This is a genomic window from Streptomyces sp. NPDC058751 (assembly GCF_042746485.1).
Lineage (GTDB): Bacteria > Actinomycetota > Actinomycetes > Streptomycetales > Streptomycetaceae > Streptomyces.
In genome coordinates this window covers 121,077-137,753 of the sequence record NZ_JBHYPZ010000014.1, presented here as the reverse complement: position 1 = coordinate 137,753, position 16,677 = coordinate 121,077, and the positions used below count along the sequence as shown (strand labels likewise).

The 16,677-nt window shown below is 75.3% G+C and carries 12 protein-coding genes; 7 read left to right on the top strand and 5 right to left on the bottom strand.

Going from position 1 to position 16,677, the window contains the following annotated elements; translation table 11 throughout:
• Positions 1-152 precede the first annotated feature (152 nt).
• Together ACFW6B_RS15920 and ACFW6B_RS15915 are read left to right on the top strand one after the other, a co-directional pair.
• The gene (locus ACFW6B_RS15920; RefSeq protein ID WP_386596259.1) at positions 153-1,358 is read left to right on the top strand and encodes an acetylornithine transaminase; all 1,206 of its coding nucleotides are present in this window, start codon (positions 153-155) and stop codon (positions 1,356-1,358) included.
• A 264-nt stretch (positions 1,359-1,622) separates the two neighbouring features.
• Complete coding sequence (locus tag ACFW6B_RS15915) at positions 1,623-2,390, top strand: LmbU family transcriptional regulator (protein ID WP_386596208.1); 768 nt, start codon at positions 1,623-1,625, stop codon at positions 2,388-2,390.
• Positions 2,391-2,418: 28 nt separating this feature from the next.
• Here ACFW6B_RS15915 and ACFW6B_RS15910 read toward each other — a convergent pair whose 3' ends face one another.
• Entirely contained in the window at positions 2,419-3,060 is a 642-nt protein-coding gene (locus tag ACFW6B_RS15910; protein WP_386596206.1) for an FMN-binding negative transcriptional regulator, read from the bottom strand.
• Between the two features lie 450 nt (positions 3,061-3,510).
• Between ACFW6B_RS15910 and ACFW6B_RS15905 the strand changes: the two genes are divergently transcribed.
• The 3 genes from ACFW6B_RS15905 to ACFW6B_RS15895 all read left to right on the top strand — a co-directional run bounded on the left by ACFW6B_RS15905 (position 3,511) and on the right by ACFW6B_RS15895 (position 6,707).
• Positions 3,511-4,860 carry a lysine N(6)-hydroxylase/L-ornithine N(5)-oxygenase family protein gene (locus tag ACFW6B_RS15905; protein ID WP_386596204.1) on the top strand — a complete coding sequence of 450 codons (1,350 nt, stop codon included), beginning with the start codon at positions 3,511-3,513 and terminating at the stop codon, positions 4,858-4,860.
• 273 nt (positions 4,861-5,133) lie between these two features.
• On the top strand, positions 5,134-6,039 hold the full coding sequence (argB, locus tag ACFW6B_RS15900; RefSeq protein WP_386596202.1) for an acetylglutamate kinase: 906 nt from the start codon (positions 5,134-5,136) through the stop codon (positions 6,037-6,039).
• Positions 6,036-6,707 carry a hypothetical protein gene (locus tag ACFW6B_RS15895; RefSeq protein ID WP_386596200.1) on the top strand — a complete coding sequence of 224 codons (672 nt, stop codon included), beginning with the start codon at positions 6,036-6,038 and terminating at the stop codon, positions 6,705-6,707. Before argB ends, ACFW6B_RS15895 begins: the two co-directional genes overlap by 4 nt.
• Positions 6,708-6,760: 53 nt before the next feature.
• Here ACFW6B_RS15895 and ACFW6B_RS15890 read toward each other — a convergent pair whose 3' ends face one another.
• From ACFW6B_RS15890 to ACFW6B_RS15875, 4 genes are all read right to left on the bottom strand, one after another.
• The gene (locus tag ACFW6B_RS15890; protein WP_386596198.1) at positions 6,761-7,759 is read right to left on the bottom strand and encodes a BTAD domain-containing putative transcriptional regulator; all 999 of its coding nucleotides are present in this window, start codon (positions 7,757-7,759) and stop codon (positions 6,761-6,763) included.
• Positions 7,756-8,511 carry a thioesterase II family protein gene (locus tag ACFW6B_RS15885; protein ID WP_386596196.1) on the bottom strand — a complete coding sequence of 252 codons (756 nt, stop codon included), beginning with the start codon at positions 8,509-8,511 and terminating at the stop codon, positions 7,756-7,758. Before ACFW6B_RS15885 ends, ACFW6B_RS15890 begins: the two co-directional genes overlap by 4 nt.
• Before the next feature lie 316 nt (positions 8,512-8,827).
• Positions 8,828-9,289: a nuclear transport factor 2 family protein gene (locus tag ACFW6B_RS15880; RefSeq protein WP_386596193.1), complete on the bottom strand. Its 462-nt coding sequence runs from the start codon at positions 9,287-9,289 to the stop codon at positions 8,828-8,830.
• Between the two features lie 241 nt (positions 9,290-9,530).
• Positions 9,531-10,781, bottom strand: a complete 1,251-nt coding sequence (locus ACFW6B_RS15875) for an aminotransferase class V-fold PLP-dependent enzyme (RefSeq protein WP_386596191.1) — start codon at positions 10,779-10,781, stop codon at positions 9,531-9,533.
• Positions 10,782-11,182: 401 nt separating this feature from the next.
• Between ACFW6B_RS15875 and ACFW6B_RS15870 the strand changes: the two genes are divergently transcribed.
• Both ACFW6B_RS15870 and ACFW6B_RS15865 read left to right on the top strand, forming a co-directional pair.
• Positions 11,183-11,605, top strand: coding sequence for a hypothetical protein (locus ACFW6B_RS15870; protein WP_386596189.1), 423 nt, complete (start codon positions 11,183-11,185; stop codon positions 11,603-11,605).
• A gap of 298 nt (positions 11,606-11,903) precedes the next feature.
• The gene (locus ACFW6B_RS15865) at positions 11,904-16,640 is read left to right on the top strand and encodes an AMP-binding protein (protein WP_386596187.1); all 4,737 of its coding nucleotides are present in this window, start codon (positions 11,904-11,906) and stop codon (positions 16,638-16,640) included.
• Positions 16,641-16,677: the final 37 nt, after the last annotated feature.

Sequence of the window (16,677 nt, the reverse complement as noted above, 5' to 3'; positions counted from 1 at the left end):
CACGGAGGAATCTGATGAGCCCTTTCGAACACGCGCCCGCCGGGGCCGTGCCGGACGGCGGCGCCGCGGGCGGTGCCCGGGCGGGCGCGGCAAACGCCCGGGCGGGCGGCGGGGCCGCCAACGCGGCGCTGACCGGCCGCTGGCAGGACGTCATGATGGACAACTTCGGCACTCCGCGGCTGCCTCTGGTCGAGGGCCGGGGCTGCCGGGTCCGGGACGCCGAGGGCAACGAGTACCTCGACTTCTTCGGCGGTATCGCGGTCAACGCGCTGGGGCACGCGCATCCCGCGGTCGTGGGGGCCGTCTGCGCGCAGATCGCCTCGCTCGGGCACGTCTCGAACCTGTTCGTCGCCGAGCCGACCGTGCGTCTGGCCGAACGGCTGCTGGCCCTCGCCGAACGTGCGGGCCGGGTGTACTTCTCCAACTCCGGTGCCGAGGCCAACGAGGCGGCCTTCAAGATCGGCAGGCTCACCGGCCGGCCGCACATGGTGTCGGCGGCCGGCGGCTTCCACGGCCGCACCATGGGGGCCCTGGCGCTGACCGGCCAGAGCGCGAAACAGCGGCCCTTTTTGCCGCTGCCGGGCGAGGTCACCCATGTGCCCTACGGGGACGCCGGGGCCCTGCGCGCGGCCGTCACCGCGGACACCGCGCTGCTGGTGCTGGAGCCCGTGCAGGGGGAGAACGGGGTGGTGGTCCCGCCGGCCGGCTATCTGCGGGCGGCCCGCGCGATCACGGCGGCGACCGGGACCCTGCTGGTCCTGGACGAGGTGCAGACCGGCATCGGGCGCACCGGGCACTGGTTCGCGGCCCAGGCCGAGGGCGTGGAGGCCGATGTCGTCACCCTCGCCAAGGGCCTGGGCGGCGGTCTGCCCATCGGGGCGACGCTCGCCTTCGGCACGGCCGCGGGCCTGCTGACCCCCGGCACGCACGGCTCCACCTTCGGCGGGAACCCGGTGGTGTGCGCGGCCGCTCTGGCCGTGCTGGACACCATCGAGCGGGAGGGCCTGCTGGACCGGGTGCTGCGGGCGGGGCGGCGGCTGCGGCGCGGTCTGGAGGACCTGGCCCATCCGCTGGTGCGCGAGGTCCGCGGCGCGGGCCTGCTGGTGGGCGTCGCCCTGGAGGGCGATCTCGCGGCACGCGTGCAGCAGGCCGCCCAGGACCGGGGGGTGCTGGTGAACGCGGCGGTCGCGGACGTCGTCCGGCTGGCCCCGCCGCTGACCGTCTCGGACCGTGAGGTGGACGCCTTCCTGGAGGGGTTCGGGGCGGCCCTGTCCGCGGTCCGTGCCGACGCAGGTGCAGGTGCAGGTGCCGGTGCGGAGCGTTCGTCCTCCCTCCGGGGCCGCCGGCCCGGCCGCTGAGGCCACCGCGCCCCGGGACCCGCACCGCCCCCTTTTTTTCCCGTCGGGAGAACCGTCCCCCACGCGCTCTGCCTTTTCCGGAGCCCGCGCGGCGGATACGGCTTCCGTATTTCCCGGCGAAAAAAGGGGGCGGGTGTTTTTCCGGTGAAAGCGGATGCATTCTGCGGGGAAGTTCGACGCGCAACGGTTCGAGTGCCGCTCCGGTGCCGCCCCAGGCCTTCGTGTGACGCTTGGCGACGGTTGTATGCACCGTTCTTTGGAGGCATGATGGCGCACCAGGCCGGTCAGATCGCGGGGCCGCAGGGCGGCGCGGCGGCCGCCGTCCCGCAGATGACGCCGCGGCAGGCGCGCGCCACGGCGTCCGCGCCGCGCCGGGTCCCGGTGCTGACGACCAAGGTGGGCCTGCAGATGCCCGCCAAGATGGCCTACGACGAGTGGGAGCGGGCCGGCCGGCAGCTCGCCGACGTCCTCGACTCGTCCTCCTGGTGGCTGGGCGACTGGATGGTGTACGGCAAGGACCACTACACCGACCGCTACCAGCGCGGGATACGCGCCGCCAACCTGTCGTACCAGACCCTGCGCAACTACGCGTGGGTCTCGCGGCGTTTCACCCTCGACCGGCGCCGTCCCGCCCTGAGCTTCCAGCACCACGCCGAGCTGGCGTCCATGCCGGTCGCGGACCAGGAGCTGTGGCTCGACCGCGCCGAGCAGCGGCAGTGGACCACCAAGCAGCTGCGCGGCGCGCTGCGCGCCGCGCGCCAGGGCGAGCAGCAGCCGGCCGTCCCCGCCAGGCCGGCCCGCCGTCTGGAGGTTCCCGGCAGCCGTCTGGAGTGGTGGCACCAGGCCGCGCAGCAGCTGGGCGTGGACTTCGAGCAGTGGGTGATGGCCACGCTGGACAGCGCGGCCGCGACCGCCCTGGAGGTGTCCGGCGCGGCGGCGGAGCAGCGCTTCGAGGCCGCCGGTCCCACCGGCGCGCAGGAGACGCAGGAGCTCGCCGGGTCCCGGCCCCGGCCGGTGGCCATCAGCGCCTGAGCGGGCCGGCGCCGGGGCCACCGGCGTCTCACGGCAGCCGGTTCATCAGCCCGGCGACCTCGCGCTTGTGCGTGCAGCCGCTCTGCCCGAAGGACTCCCGCACCCTCTCGCGCACCTCGCCCGGCTGTTCCTGGCTGAGCTTGAACATGCCCTCGGCCCCCGTGACCGTGAACCGGAAGGCCCCGACGGCGGGCACGATCTTGCGGAAGTAGCCGAGCGAGTCGGTCATGTCCCAGCCGTTGCCGAAGGCCCCCTCGAAGGCGCGCACGGTGGACTGCACCACTTCCAGCGTCTCCTCGGTCGAGTCGATCTTCTCCACCACGCCCCGGACGTGCACCGCGGTGAAGTTCCACGTCGGGGCGGCCGGGGTCTTCTCGTACACGGTGGGGGACACATAGGTGTGCGGGCCGGTGAACGTCAGCAGCAGCACGTCGCCCGAGCGCAGCGCCGTCCAGTGCGGGTTGGCCCGGTTCATGTGCCCGAGCAGGGTGGCGCCGGCGAGGTCCTCGCCGGTGCGGGGGGCGGCGGGGTCGAAGATGACCGGCAGGTGCGTGGCGAAGGGGCCGGTCTCGGGACTGCCGTTGGTCACCGCGAGAGCCAGCGGGTTCCCGCGGATCAGATCCGCCGTCCAGGAATCATTCGGCTCGCGGTAGAAGCCGGGCACGAACATTCGCATTCTCCTTTTCGGAAATCGGTCTGTTTCGAGGATCCCGGCCGACCATACGGCCGTCCCGCCGACAGGACAATGCTTCCACATTCCGTATGCCTGGAGAAGATCTGAAGGACTTCTCCAGCGGTCCTCGATTCCTTTTCGAGAAAAGCTCCGAAAACACCCGGCTCCCGCTTTTCCGGCCCGGCCGGCACCACGCGCCCGGCCCGAAGCACCCGGCGCCCGGCACGCGCCCCGCGGCGCCCGGCGCGGTGCGGTGCGCACGGGACCCGGCAAGGGTTTCCCGTCCTCGTGCGCCGAAGTCACCTCTCCCACCAGCGACTCCGCCATCGCTCCAGCGTCACGAGACCAGATCTCAGGATCGAGTTGCCAACATCATGGCAAGGTTTTGCCAAGCCGGAGGGCGCTGCGGGCCACCGGTTGATCTCCACACCTATCGGGAGCGTTCACATGCAGACAACGGGCAGGCGGAGCGAAGAGGTCTACGACGTGGTCGGCATCGGGTTCGGCCCGTCCAACCTGTCGCTCGCGATCGCTCTGGAAGAACACGGGGCGAGCACTCCCCAACAGCCGGTCACCGCCCACTTCTTCGAGCGGCAGCCCGCCTTCGGCTGGCACCGCAACATGCTGCTGCCGTCGACGACCATGCAGATCTCGTTCCTCAAGGACCTGGCGACGTACCGCAATCCGCTGTCCCGGTACAGCTTCGTCTCCTACCTGCACGCCTCGGACCGGCTGGTGCAGTTCGTGAACAACCAGGACTTCTTCCCCACCCGCCAGGAGTTCCACCAGTACCTGGAGTGGGCGGCCGCCGATCTGGGCGACCGGGTCACCTACGGCGCCGAGGTCACCTCGATCCGGCCCGTCGCCGGGGCCGGGGAGGCGGAGTGCGACCTGCTGGAGATCGAGGTGCGCACCAAGGAGGGCACCCGGGTGGTCACCGCGCGCAACGTGGTCATCTCCACCGGTCTGGTGCCGCGCCTGCCCGAGGGCGTGAGCTCCGACGAACGGGTGTGGCACAGCTCGGAGTTCCTCACCAGGTTCAACGCGCAGGACCCCGAAGGCCTCAGGAGCGTGGCGGTGGTCGGCGCCGGCCAGAGCGCGGCCGAGATCGTCCGGTTCTTCCACGACTCGCTGCCGCACGCCCAGGTCTGCGCGGTCGTCCCCTCCTACGGCTACGCCATCGCCGACGACACGCCCTTCGCCAACCAGGTGTTCGACCCCGGAGCGGTCGACGACCACTACTTCGGCACCGACCAGGCCCGGGACGCCTTCTGGCGCTACCACCGCAACACCAACTACTCGGTGGTCGACTCCGACGTCATCCGGGACCTGTACCGGCGTTCCTACGAGGAGCGGGTGCACGGCGTCGAGCGCCTGCGCTTCCGCAACCTCACCCGGGTCACCGACGTCAAGCGCGCCGGCGGCGAGACGCGGGTGGGCCTGCGCTCGCTGCTCGACGACCGGACGGAGGAACTCGCCGTCGACGCCCTGGTGTTCGCCACCGGCTACGACGGCCTGGACCCCGCCCGGCTGCTGGGCGGCTTCGACCGGCACTTCCTGCGCGACGGCTCGGGCAGGCACCGGGTGGAACGCGACTACCGCCTCGTCAGCGGCTCGGGGCTGACGAGCGGGGTCTACCTGCAGGGCGGCACCGAGCACACCCACGGCCTGTCCTCGGCGCTGCTGTCGAACATCGCGGTCCGCAGCGGCGAGATCGCCGATTCGATCGTGCTGCGCCGCACCGAGCGGGAGCTGAGCGGTGCCGGCGCCGTGCGGGCGGCGCGCTCGGCCGCCTGAGGCGGCGGGCCCGGCCGCCGTCCCGTTGACAGGACGTGACCCCGCGGCAGGACACTCGAGGACCCGCGCGCGAGAACCGCGGCGCCCGCCCCGGGCCGGCCGGAGTTCACCGTCCCAAGAACCCGCAGCACAGCCAAGTCCTTTCGTGCAGCTTTCCAGCGCATGTCCACCGGCCACGGGGTCCAGCCCGTGGCCGGGGCCCCCACAGAAGGAGTCGTGACCCATGAGCACCGATTTCCCGGTCGGCGGCCTCGTTCGGCGGGCGAGGGTCTCATGACCGTCAGCGTGCAGCAGGCCCAGGCCAAGGCCCGCTCCCTCGGTGAGGCCCTGCCGTGGCTGGCCCGTCACCAGGGCCAAACGGTCGTCGTCAAACTGGGCGGGCACGCCATGGTCGACGACGGCCTGACGGCGGCCTTCGCCCGCGACATCGCCTTCCTGCGCTACGCCGGGCTGCGGCCCGTGGTGGTGCACGGAGGAGGCCCCCAGATCGACGCCGAGCTCGAACGGCGCGGTATGAAGCGCGAGTTCAGAGCGGGCCTGCGCGTCACCCCGCCGGAGGCGATGGACGTGGTGCGCATGGTCCTGGCCGGCCAGGTGCAGCGCGAGCTGGTCGGGCTGATCAACCGTCACGGCCCGCTCGCCGTCGGCATGACCGGCGAGGACGCGGACACCCTCACCGCGGTGCGGCACGTGCCGTGGATCGACGGGGAACCCGTGGACGTCGGCCGGGTCGGCGACATCACCGGCGTGGACACCACCGTGCTGGAGGGCCTGCTGGCCGGCGGCCGGATCCCGGTGCTCTCGCCGCTGGCCCGCAGCGCCGAGGACGGCCTGGTCTACAACGTCAACGCCGACACCGTGGCGGCCGCGCTCGCGACCGCCCTGCGGGCCCACGCGCTCGTCATGCTGACGGACGTCGCGGGGCTGTGCGCGGGCTGGCCGCACCGTGCCGAGGTCATCCCGCGGCTGACGGCCGACGAGCTGGAAAAGCTCCTGCCGGAGCTGAGCGACGGCATGGTGCCCAAGATGACCGGCTGTCTGGAGGCCGTACGGGGCGGGGTGGGCGCGGCCCGGGTGATCGACGGGCGGATCGCGCACTCGGTCCTGCTGGAGATGTTCACCGACGAGGGGACCGGGACGGTGATCGTGCCGGACCCGGACGAGGAGGTCCTGGCGTGAACGAGCAGTGGCAACAGCGACAGCGTCCGCGGGTTCTCGGGCCGGCGGGCACCTGGTCCGGATCCGGGCACGCGCCGCAGCCGGCCGTCCTCGTCCACGAGCTGGTCGCCGCGGCGGGCGGCGACGGGGAGCGGGCCCGCGACTGCGCGCGCCGGCTCGCCGCCCTGCTGCCGCCCGAGGCCAGGACGGTCCTGCTGGACGCCCTGACGCGAACCGGCGGCACGCGGCACGACGACGGCGACGGCGAGGGGTACGGGGACGGGGGCGGGCTCTTCTTCGACGGACCCGAGTACCCGGTGCCCTCCTCCCGCTCCGTCCTGAGCCTCCTGCCGGCCCACCGGGCCCCCGACCCCGCCGGCCCCGCGGGCGACAGCGACGCCGGGACCGGTGACGGCGGGCCGTGGCCAAAGGCCCCCGGCGGTGCGCCCGCCGCCGTCGTCCGGCTGCGGTTCACCGACCCGGACGAGCTCGAGCGGGCCGGCGCGCATTTCGACGGCGCGTGGAGCGAGCCGGGCACCGGCGTCCTCCAGGTCCCCGCCGACGCCGGTGTGGAGACGGTACGGGCCGTGCTCGCGGTCCTGGACTCGGCGGGGCTCGCACCCGAGTCGCTCACCGTGCACACGAACGAACTCGACGACGTCTTCGCCGCGTTCACCGGCCTGCTCTGAGCCCCGCGGGCCGCGACCGCCGCCCGCGGCGCCCGGCGGCGGTGGCCGCGCCGTCAGCGGGCCGCGTCCGCGTCCTGCTCCCGCAGGCGGCGCAGCAGGTCGGCCTGGTCCCTGGCCAGCTGGTCGATCCGGGCCTGCAGGCGCGCCACCTGCGCGGCGAGGCCCGCCGGGGGCGGGGGCGGCGGGGGCGGGGGGCAGTGGTTGAGGACGGCCTCCAGGCGGCAGCGCAGCGCCGGGCCCGGTTCCACGCCGAGCGTGGCGACCAGGTGGCGGCGCGCGCGTTCGTAGGCGCCGAGGGCCTCGGCCTGCCGGCCGCACCGGTACAGGGCGGTCATCAGCAGGTCGTAGAGGCGTTCGCGCAGCGGGTGGGCGGCGGTGAGCCGTTCCAGGTCGCTGACGGTCTCGGCGTGGCGGCCGCAGTGCAGGCAGGCCTCGTACAGGGCCTCCAGGGCGGTGAGGCGCTGTTCCTCCAGGCGGTGCGCCTCGGCCGTGCACAGGGGGCCGTGGCAGGAGTCCTGCAGGGCCGTGCCCTGCCACAGCGCGAGTGCCTGGTCCAGGATCAGGGTGGCGTGGCGGGGGTCCTGGGGGACGGCCGCCCGGCCCTGGCCGGACAGGCGGGTGAAGCGGGCCACGTCGGTCGAGGCGCCGCCCAGGCGCAGCAGGTACCCGGTGGGCAGGGTTCTGATCCATTCGTGGCCCGGGGCGGGCAGCAGGCGGCGCAGCCGGGCGACGTGGGTGTGCAGGGCGCTGGGGGCGTTGGCGGGGGGCTTGTCGCCCCACAGTTCCTCCACCAGGCGGTCCACGGACAGCTGCTGGCCGGCGTGGACGACCAGGGTGGCCAGCAGGGCCCGCTGTTTGGGGCCGGAGGGGGTGATGCCGGTCCCGGTGCGCCGGTCGTGGACGGCCACCGGTCCCAGCAGCCGGAACTCGGTCGCCTCGACCGCCTCGGCCGTCTGGGCCGTCTGGGCCGTCTGGGCCGTCTGGGCCGTCTGGGCCGTCTGGGCCGTCCGGGTGCGGGCCGGGGCCGCCGCGGTGAGGCCGAGGACGGTCATCGTGCCGCCGGGGAGGGGGCGCGGGTGCCCAGCCGGGCGCGGCGCACGTCGTCCTGGATCTGTTGGGCGAGGGCGGGCAGGTGGTCCTGGAAGTAGAAGTGGCCGCCGTCGAACAGGTGCCGGCCCAGGAAGTGCTCGGTGGCCTCGGCCCAGCCGTCCAGGCGGTGCGGGGGCGCCACCTGGTCGCGGGTGCCGCCGAACACCGACAGCGGCACCGGCAGCGGGGCGGTGCGGGGCGGGGTGCGCCAGGTCTCGCTCATGCGCAGGTCGGCGCGGATGGTCGGCTCGAACAGTTCCCACAGCTCGTCGTGGTCCATGACCTCGGCGGGGGTGCCGCCCATCGTGGCCAGTTCGTGGCGCAGTTCGGCGTCGGTCAGCAGGTGCCGGTGCACCGGGTCGCCGTCGGGGTGCAGGGTGCCGCGCGCGGACACGCCGAGCCACAGGGGCGGGGTGCGGCCCGCGTCGAGGAGGCGGCGGGTCAGTTCGTAGGCGACGAGTCCGCCCATGCTGTGCCCGAAGAACGCGTAGGGGCCCTCGAGGCGGGGGGCCAGTTCGTGCAGGAAGTGGTCGAGCAGGGCGCCCGCGTCGCGCAGCGCGGGGCGCCGGTCGCGGGGGCCGCGGCCCGGTGCGTCGGGGATCTGTACGTCCCAGCGGGCCGGGAAGCTGGCGGGCCAGTCGCGGTACGCCAGGTGCGAGCCGCCGGAGTGGTGGAACACGAACAGGCGCAGCTTCGGCTCTTCCGCGTTGTGCATGAGGACTCCATCGAGAAGACACTGCGGCGTTCGGCCCGTCGGCGCACGGGCCCGGAGGTGACGGCATGAGGACGATAGCGGCGTCGGGGGTGCCGAGGGCCGCTGCCGTGAGCGGGCCTCGAGCGGTTCTCGAGCGGGTGCGGACGCATCTCCCGCCCCGTCGGTGCGCCCGCCCTCGCCGAGGGGCGGCGGGCGGGCGCGGGCAGGGGGAGGATGTGCGTGCACGACAGGGCCTGGAGGGGTGCGGCCGGGTGTCCCGCGTCGTGGAGGGAACGTCGGGTCCGGCCGCAGCGGTGTTCCACGGGCCCGGCCCCGTTCAGGCGAGGTCGTCGCGGGTGATCCGGCGGTGCGTGATGCGCCACTCGCCCTGCGAGCGGACCAGGACGTCCTGCATGACGTACACGTGCAGTGCCCTGGGGCCCTCCGGGGCCGGTGTGAGGTAGGCCAGGGCCGAGCAGCGGGTGTGCAGCGAGCCGTCCGCCTGCGGCCGCACGTCGAGCATGCCGACCCAGTGGTCCAGGCGGCCGCCGGCCAGCCGCCGGTGTGCCGCGCCGCGGCGTACGTAGCCGGCGAGGAAGGCGCGGGCCCGCACCGGGGCGGGCAGCAAGGGCGGGTGCAGGAGGGCGTTCTCGGCGAAGGTGTCGGCCCAGCGGCCGGTGTCGTGGGTGTCCAGGAGCCGCATCTGGTGTGCGTAGAACCGCTGCGCCTGCGCGTACAGGGCGGCGAACTCCCCTGCGGGAGCGGTGTGTCCGGCGGTGCCCGCGAGGTCGACGGTCATGGTCTCAAGCCTCCGCTTTCGTCCGCGTCCCCGGGGGTGGGGGGACGCCGGGGGTCCCGGGGGGTGTCTGCCGGGACCCGCCTTCGGTGCGGACAGTCTTCGCGGCGCGGATCGAGCATCTTTCAAAACCGCCTCGAGCACGGCCGAGGCCGGCACACCCCGGTGCCGGCCGGTGGCGGCCGGTGCCGGCGGTCCGGGAGGACGGGCGGGGCCCCGGCCGGAGCCGCCGGCGCGCCGGGCGTCAGGCGCCGGGCTGGAGCCGGCCGGCGGCCGCCGGGCCGGGCACCAGGGCCAGGTGGCGGCGTCCGGCCGCCCGTGCGCGCGGCTTCCCGGGCACCTGCGCCTGTGCCGGCACGGGGGGCGCGGCCGGTGCCGGTGCGGCCGGCGCCGGCCCGCGGGCGGGCAGGGGGGCCGGCCGGGTCACGGCGTCCTTGAGGGCGTCGGCGAACACCTCGATGTCCCCGGCCGAGTTGTCGTGGTGGACGGAGGCGCGCACCGCTGTGACCACACCCCGTTCGGGCAGGTACAGCGGGACCTCGTCGGCGACCGTCTTCCACACGACGACGCCGCGGTCCGCGAGCCGGCGGCGCACCAGCGCGGCCGACACGTCCTGGTGCCGGAAGGTGACGATGCCGCTCTGCAGGCGTCCGGGGGCGATCAGTTCGGTGCCGGCCGTGTCCTGGACGGCGGCGCGCAGGCGGGGGGCGAGGTCCTCGGCCGAAGGCGCCGCCGCGTGCAGGGCCAGGGCCTGGTTCAGCGCGGCGGCCGCGGCGCCGTGCGGCGGCGCGAGGAACAGGCCGCCGTGCGGGGCCAGCACCTCGCGCAGCCGCGGTGCCACGCCGGCGAACCCGGCCGCGTACGGGCCCCGCAGGAACCTCCAGCCGTCCCCGGTCAGCAGGTGGCAGCCGATGCGGGCGGCGTCCACGGGCAGCTGGCCCACCGCGTACGAGGCGTCGACGGCGTACAGGCACCGGTAGGGGGCGAGGATGCGTCCGATGTCCTCGACGGGGTGGACGATGCCGCAGCCCGAGGGCACGTGGGGGACGCAGACCAGGGCGACGTCGTCGCCGATGTGCCGGGCCATCCACTCCAGGTCGAGGTCGCCGTCGGGGCGCAGCGGTACGACCTCCGTGCGGCAGCCGGTGCGCGTGCGCAGCGCGAGGACGGCGCTGAGGTTGGCGGCCGACTCGTAGGGAGTCGTCCACACGCGGGCGCGCGGGCCGAGCGGCAGCCGGGACAGCACGGCGGCGAACGCCTCGGCGGCGCCGGTGCACAGGAAGGTGTCCCCGGGCGGCGTGCCGAGCAGGGCGGCCAGCCGCTGGTGGATCTCCCGGTGCAGGACGTCCTCGAGGCGTTCGTCCAGCTCCCATGGCCCGTGGCGGTCCTCGAAACGCGTCCACTGGGTGAGGACCTCCCGGACGGCCGCGGGCATGCGGCCCGCGCCGGCCGAATTGAGGTGGATCCTGCGGTCACCGTGGGCTTTCTCGTTCACTTCAGGGGCCTCCCCCCACAGGTGAGGCAAATGATTGCCTACTTCTTGGCAACACCTTGCCTGGATGGTCGAAGGTTTGGCAACCTCGGACGGCACCGGCTCAGGCGCGGCTCTAGCGCGGGCCCGACGGCAAGGATTCCGGCCGCGTCCAGCCCGGTTCTCCAGGAATTGCCAAGTGTTGCCAGGGCGATTCCGGCTCTGCCAAGAATTTACGTCTCCGCAGTTCAGAGCCGCTTTTTCTGGGCAATTCCGGGGTGTCGGCGCACCTTCCGGAGGGCTCCTGGCGTGCCCGTTGAGTCCGAATCGACCCATTCCCCACCAATTCGCGAGCTTTGGTTGCCAATCTTCTTGGCAGAAGGTTGCCAAGCAACGAAAACGAAATTGACACCGAGGAGCCCGCCATGAACCGCATCGCCCGCATCGTCACCGCCGCCACCGCCCTCACCGCTCTCACCGCCTTCTCCGCCGCCGGCGCCACCGCCGCCGACACGACCGGCCGGCAGGCGGCGAAGACGGCCTCCACGGTCCAGGCCGGCGACATCACCTGGCCCGTCGCCCCCGCCGCGGTCCAGGCCGACGTCACCTGGCCGGTGGCCCCCACCGCGGTCCAGGCCGGCGACATCACCTGGCCGGTCGCCCCCACCGCCATCCAGGCCGGCGACATCACCTGGCCGGTCGCCCCCACCGCCATCCAGGCCGGCGACATCACCTGGCCGGTCGCCCCCACCGCCATCCAGGCCGACGTCACCTGGCCCGTGGCCCCCACCGCGGTCCAGGCCGGCGACATCACCTGGCCGGTCGCCCCCACCGTCGCCAGCGTCTGATCCGCGCCCGGGCATCCGTGCCCGCCCCGTGACGCCCCCGCAGGCAGCCATGCCCGGCGGGGGCTTCGGCGTTTTCGGGGCGACGGCACGGGCGCGGCACCCCCCGGTGATCGCGGGGCACTCCCCCGCGCCGGGCGTCCTGGCAACCCCGCGCCCTTCGCCCTGGCGGCAACGCCCCCTCGCGACCTGGGACTCCAGTACCGCTCGACCGCCTCAGGACGCCACCTCAGGCAGCTCTTGCCAATATTCAGGAAACATTTTGCCAAGCCGGAAGGCGTGTCCTAAGGAGCGGGTACCGATGTCCATCTCCGGCCTCATCGAGCAGCAGGTCCAGGAGCGTCCCGACGCGGTCGCGGTGCACCGTCCCGCGCGGGCCGGCGGCCGGGGCGGGACGCTCACCTACCGGGAGCTGGGCCGCGCGGCCAATCGTCTCGCCGCCCATCTGCGGGCCCGCGGCATCGGCCGCGGCGACCGGGTGGTGGCCTCGCTGCTGCCGGGCCCGGAGACGGTGACGGCGCTGCTGGGGATCGTGCGGGCCGGGGCGGCCTACGTCCTGCTGGACCCCGCGGACCGTGCGGAGCGGCGGCGGCTGATCGTGCGCGACAGCGCGGCCGCGGCGGTGCTGACGCGCAGCGCGCAGGCCGCGGAGTACGCGGGCCTGGACACGGTGGTCCTCGCGCTGGACGCCGAGGCGCCCGAGATCGCCCGGCGCTCCGGCGCCCTGCCCGAGCAGAGCGCCGGCCCGGACGACGCCCTGTGCGTCTGCTACGCCCCGGGTGCCCCCAAGGGGGTCGTGGTGCCGCATCGTGCGGTGCTGGACCTGGTGCGCTCCCCCGGCACCCCGGGAGCGGGCCTCGCGGACGCGGACGCGGTGGCTTTCGCGGTGTGGGGCGCTCTGGCGTCGGGGGCCCGGCCGGCCGGCGGCCCGGACGGTGGGCGGGAGGGGTTTGCGGGGGCGGCCGCACCGGTGGAGGAGCGGGTGGAGTTGTGCGGGCGGCGGTTCGGGCTCGGGGAGATCGAGTCGGTGCTGGGCGCGCACCCGGCGGTGTCGGCCGCGGCGGTGTCCGTGCACGAGGGCGCGGAGGGCGACAGGCGGCTGGTGGCGCACGTGGTGCCGGCTCCGCCGGCCGCGGCGGCCGGCGCGCAGGAGGTGCAGACCGCCCGGTGGAAGGAGATCCACGAAGCGCTCCACGCCGGTGCCGCCTCCCGCGAGCTGGGGGACGACTTCACCGGCTGGAACAGCAGTTACGACGCGCTGCCGATCCCGCTCGAGGAGCTGCGGGAGTGGCAGTTCGCCACCCTCGACCGGATCAGGGAGCTGCCGCGCCGCCGGGTGCTGGAGATCGGTGTGGGCAGCGGGCTGCTGCTGGCCCACCTCGCCCGGGACGAGGAGGTCCACGAGTACTGGGCCACCGACTTCTCCCCCGCCGCCGTCGCCGCGCTGGGCGCGCGGGTGGAGGCGGACCGGGTGCTGAGGGACAAGGTGCGGCTGGACTGCCGGGACGCGCAGGACACCGGCGGGCTGCCCGCCGGGCACTTCGACGTGATCGTCGTCAACTCGGTGGTCCAGTACCTGCCCGGCCCGGCGCGTCTGCGGACCGTTCTGGAGCGGTTGCTGGCGCTGCTCGCCCCGGGCGGCTCGCTCTTCGTGGGTGATGTGCGCAGTCTGGATCTGGCCCGCTGTCTGCAGACCGGGATCGCGCTGGCCCGGCCGGGTGCCGCCGGGGGCGGGCGGGAGGAGCTGCGCCGCTCCGTCGACCGCCGGCTGGCCCTGGAGAGCGAACTGCTGCTCTCCCCCTCCCTGTTCGGGGCGCTCGCCCGGGAGCTGCCCGCGGTGCGCGCGGTCGACGTGCGTCTCAGGCGGGGTGTGCACCACAACGAGCTGACCCGCTACCGCTACGACGTGGTGCTGTGCACCGCCGAGCCGGTCGCCGACCTGTGCGGTGCGCCGGTGGTGCGCTGGGACACGGCGGCGGCGGGCGGGCTGGAGGTGGTGGACCGGGTGACCGCGGCGCGGCCCGCCGTGCTGCGTCTGGCCGGGGTGCCCAACCGGCGGGTGCACGACGAGTACGCGGCGATGTGCTCCCTGTTCGATCCGCGCGAGGGCATCGACCTGGCGCCGCGGGACGCGCCGGCCCCCGACGTGGAGGCGCTGTGCGAGCGGGCCGGGCGGCTGGGCTACCGGGCGCTGCCCACCTGGGGCGAGAGCCCCGAGCTGCTGGACATCGTCCTCCTGGATCCCGCGCAGGTGCCCGCGGGCCCGGTGACGGGCGTGTACGCGGGACCCGCCACCGGGGCAAAGGGCGGCGCGGGGGCAAAACCGGGCGCCGGGGCAAAGGGGTGGGCGAACGCTCCGGTCCTGCTGGGGGACGCGGTGGATCTGGAGGCCGTGCTGCGGGCCCATCTGCGGGAGCGGCTGCCCGAGCACATGGTGCCGTCCGTGCTGCTGACGCTGGACGCCCTGCCGCTGGACGGGGCCGGTGCGGTGGACCGGGCGGCGCTGGTGGTGCCCGGCCGCGGCGCGGACCGGCCGGGCACCCAGCCCGGCACGCCGGTCCAGGAGATCGTCCGTGACCTGTTCGCGGAGGCGCTGGGCCTGCCCCGGTACCGGGTGCGGGCGGAGTCCGACTTCTTCCGCATCGGCGGCCACTCGCTGGCGGCGGCCCGGCTGCTGTCGCGGGTCCGCGAGACGCTGGGCGTCGATCCGGGCAGCCGGGCGCTGTACGAGGCGCCGACGCCGGCCGCGTTCGCCGCGCTGGTGGGCGAGGCGCCCGCCGCGGTGACCGGGCCGCACGATGCGGCCGGCGACAGCCGCACGTTCTCGCTGCGGCTGCGCGGGGCGCTGGACGGGCGCGCCCTGGAGGCGGCCCTGGAGGATCTGGGGCGGCGCCATGCGGCGCTGCGCAACTCCCGGCTGGGTGCGGCCGGCACGCGGCTGCGCGCGCTGGCGGTGGACGACCATCTGCTGGAGCTGGCCCTGCCCGCCGACTCGGTGGACCTGTGGTCGCACGTGCCGCTGGCCGCGGACCTGGCCCGCGCCTACGGGGCGCGGGTCAGCGGGGGCGCCCCGCACCGCTCCCCCGCCGGTCTGGACGCGGCTCCCCGCGCCGTCTTCGGTGACCGGGCGCCCGCCGTGTGGCCGGGCAGCGGGCCGCGCGCGGGCCACGCCTCCTACGGCACGCTGGAGGCCGGCCTGGACGCGGAGCTGCACGCGCGGCTGACCCGGCTGGCCGCCAAGCAGGGCAGCACCGTGTTCATGGTGGTGCACGCCGCGCTCGTGGCCCTGCTGGGCCGGCTCGGCGCGCAGGACCCGGTGACCGTGGCCGCGCCCGTCCCGGCGCGGGACACCGCCGCGCTGCGCGAGGCGGTGGGGCCGTACGGGCGGGTGCTGGCGCTGACGGTGGACGCCTCGGGCGATCCCTCCTTCACCGAGCTGCTGCGCCGGGTCCGTGAGCGGGACCTGGCCGCCTACCGGGACGGTGAGGCGGCGCTGGCGGCGCTGCCCGGCGGGGTCGCGCTGGCGGTGGTGCAGGAGTGCGCCGGCCGGTTCGAGGCGGCCGGGCTGTGTGTGCAGGCCGAGCACTGCACGCCCGCGGTGCCGGCCGCGGACCTGGGGCTGACGCTGACGGAGCGGCAGGGACCCGCGGGCGAGGCGGCCGGTGTCGGTGTCACCGTCACCTTCCGCCACGAGACGGTCGGCCACCGGGCGGCGGCCCAGGTCACCGCCCAGCTGACCGCCGTGCTGCGCTCGGCGCTGGAGGCGCCCGACGCCGCGCTGAGCCGGCTGCATCCGCCCGGGGCGGCGGGCGTGGGAGGTGTGTGGGCGGGCGAGGAGGTGCCGCTCGCCCACCAGGACGTGGCGTCGCTGTTCGCGGCGCAGGTGGCGCGCGCCCCGGGGGCGCTCGCGCTGGAGGGCATGGACTACGCCGAACTCGACGCGCGCTCGGATCTGTTGGCGCACGCCCTGCTCGAGCACCGGGCCGGTCCCGGCGGCTGTGTGCTGACCGCGCTGTCCTCACCGGCCGGGTTCGCGGTGGCCGCGCTGGCGGTGGCCAAGACGGGGGCCGCGCTGGTGCCGGTCGATCCGTCGCTGGAGGTGGACCGGTCGCTGGAGCCGGTGGTGCTGCTGCTCGACGAGACCGCGGACCTGCTGCTGCCGGCCGTGCCCGGCGCGGCGCGGCTGGTGCGCGAGGAGGCGGCCGGGCACCGGCCGGGTGCCGGGCACTGGCCGGTGCGGGGAAAGGACCGGATCCGGCCGCTGCGTGCCGGTGACCCGCTCCTGCTGCTGCCCGGTGAGGAGGGCGTCGTCGCGGTGGGCGGCGAGGCCGTGACCGCGGCGACGGCGGACGGCGCGGCCTGGCTGGTGCGCGGCTACCCCGACGGGGACGCGGCGATCGGGCTGCTGAGCGCCCTGGTGGGCGGTGCGCGGGTGCACGTCCCGGACGGCTCGCTGAGCCGGGAGGTGCCGCACGAGGTGCTGGGGTGGCTGCGCCGGCAGGGGGCGCGGGTGGTGCTGGGCGGCGCCGACGACGTGCTGAGCGCGCTGGTGTCGCTGGCGCGGACCGAGGGTGCCGGGCTGACCGTGAGCGGCGGCTGGGCGGAGGCCCGGCTGGTCGTGGAGCACACGCCGGGCGCCCCGGCCCGGCCCGCCCCCGGTCACCGCGCCTATCTCCTGGACGCGCGGCTGCGCCCGGTCGGCCCGGGCGCGACCGGGGCGCTGTACATCGCGGGTGCCGGTGTGGCGCGCGGCTACCTGGGGGCGGGCGCGGGCGGCGGCGAGCGGTTCCTGCCCGATCCCTTCGGCGCCCCGGAGGGCACCGCCCGCATGTGGCGCACCGGGCGGGCCGCCCGGCTGGACGAGTACGGCAATCTGCGGGTGCTGGACGTCGCGGCCCCCGACGACCCCTTCGACGACGCGTCCGCCGCTTTCGTGGTGCTGGCCGACGCGGCCGGCCACCGGTCCCTGTGGCCGGCCGGCGCGGCCGTGCCGCGGGGCTGGTCCGCCGCACCCGCGAAGGACCTGGAGGACCGGTGAGCGGCACGGGGTCGGCGGGCCGTGTCCGGTCACACCC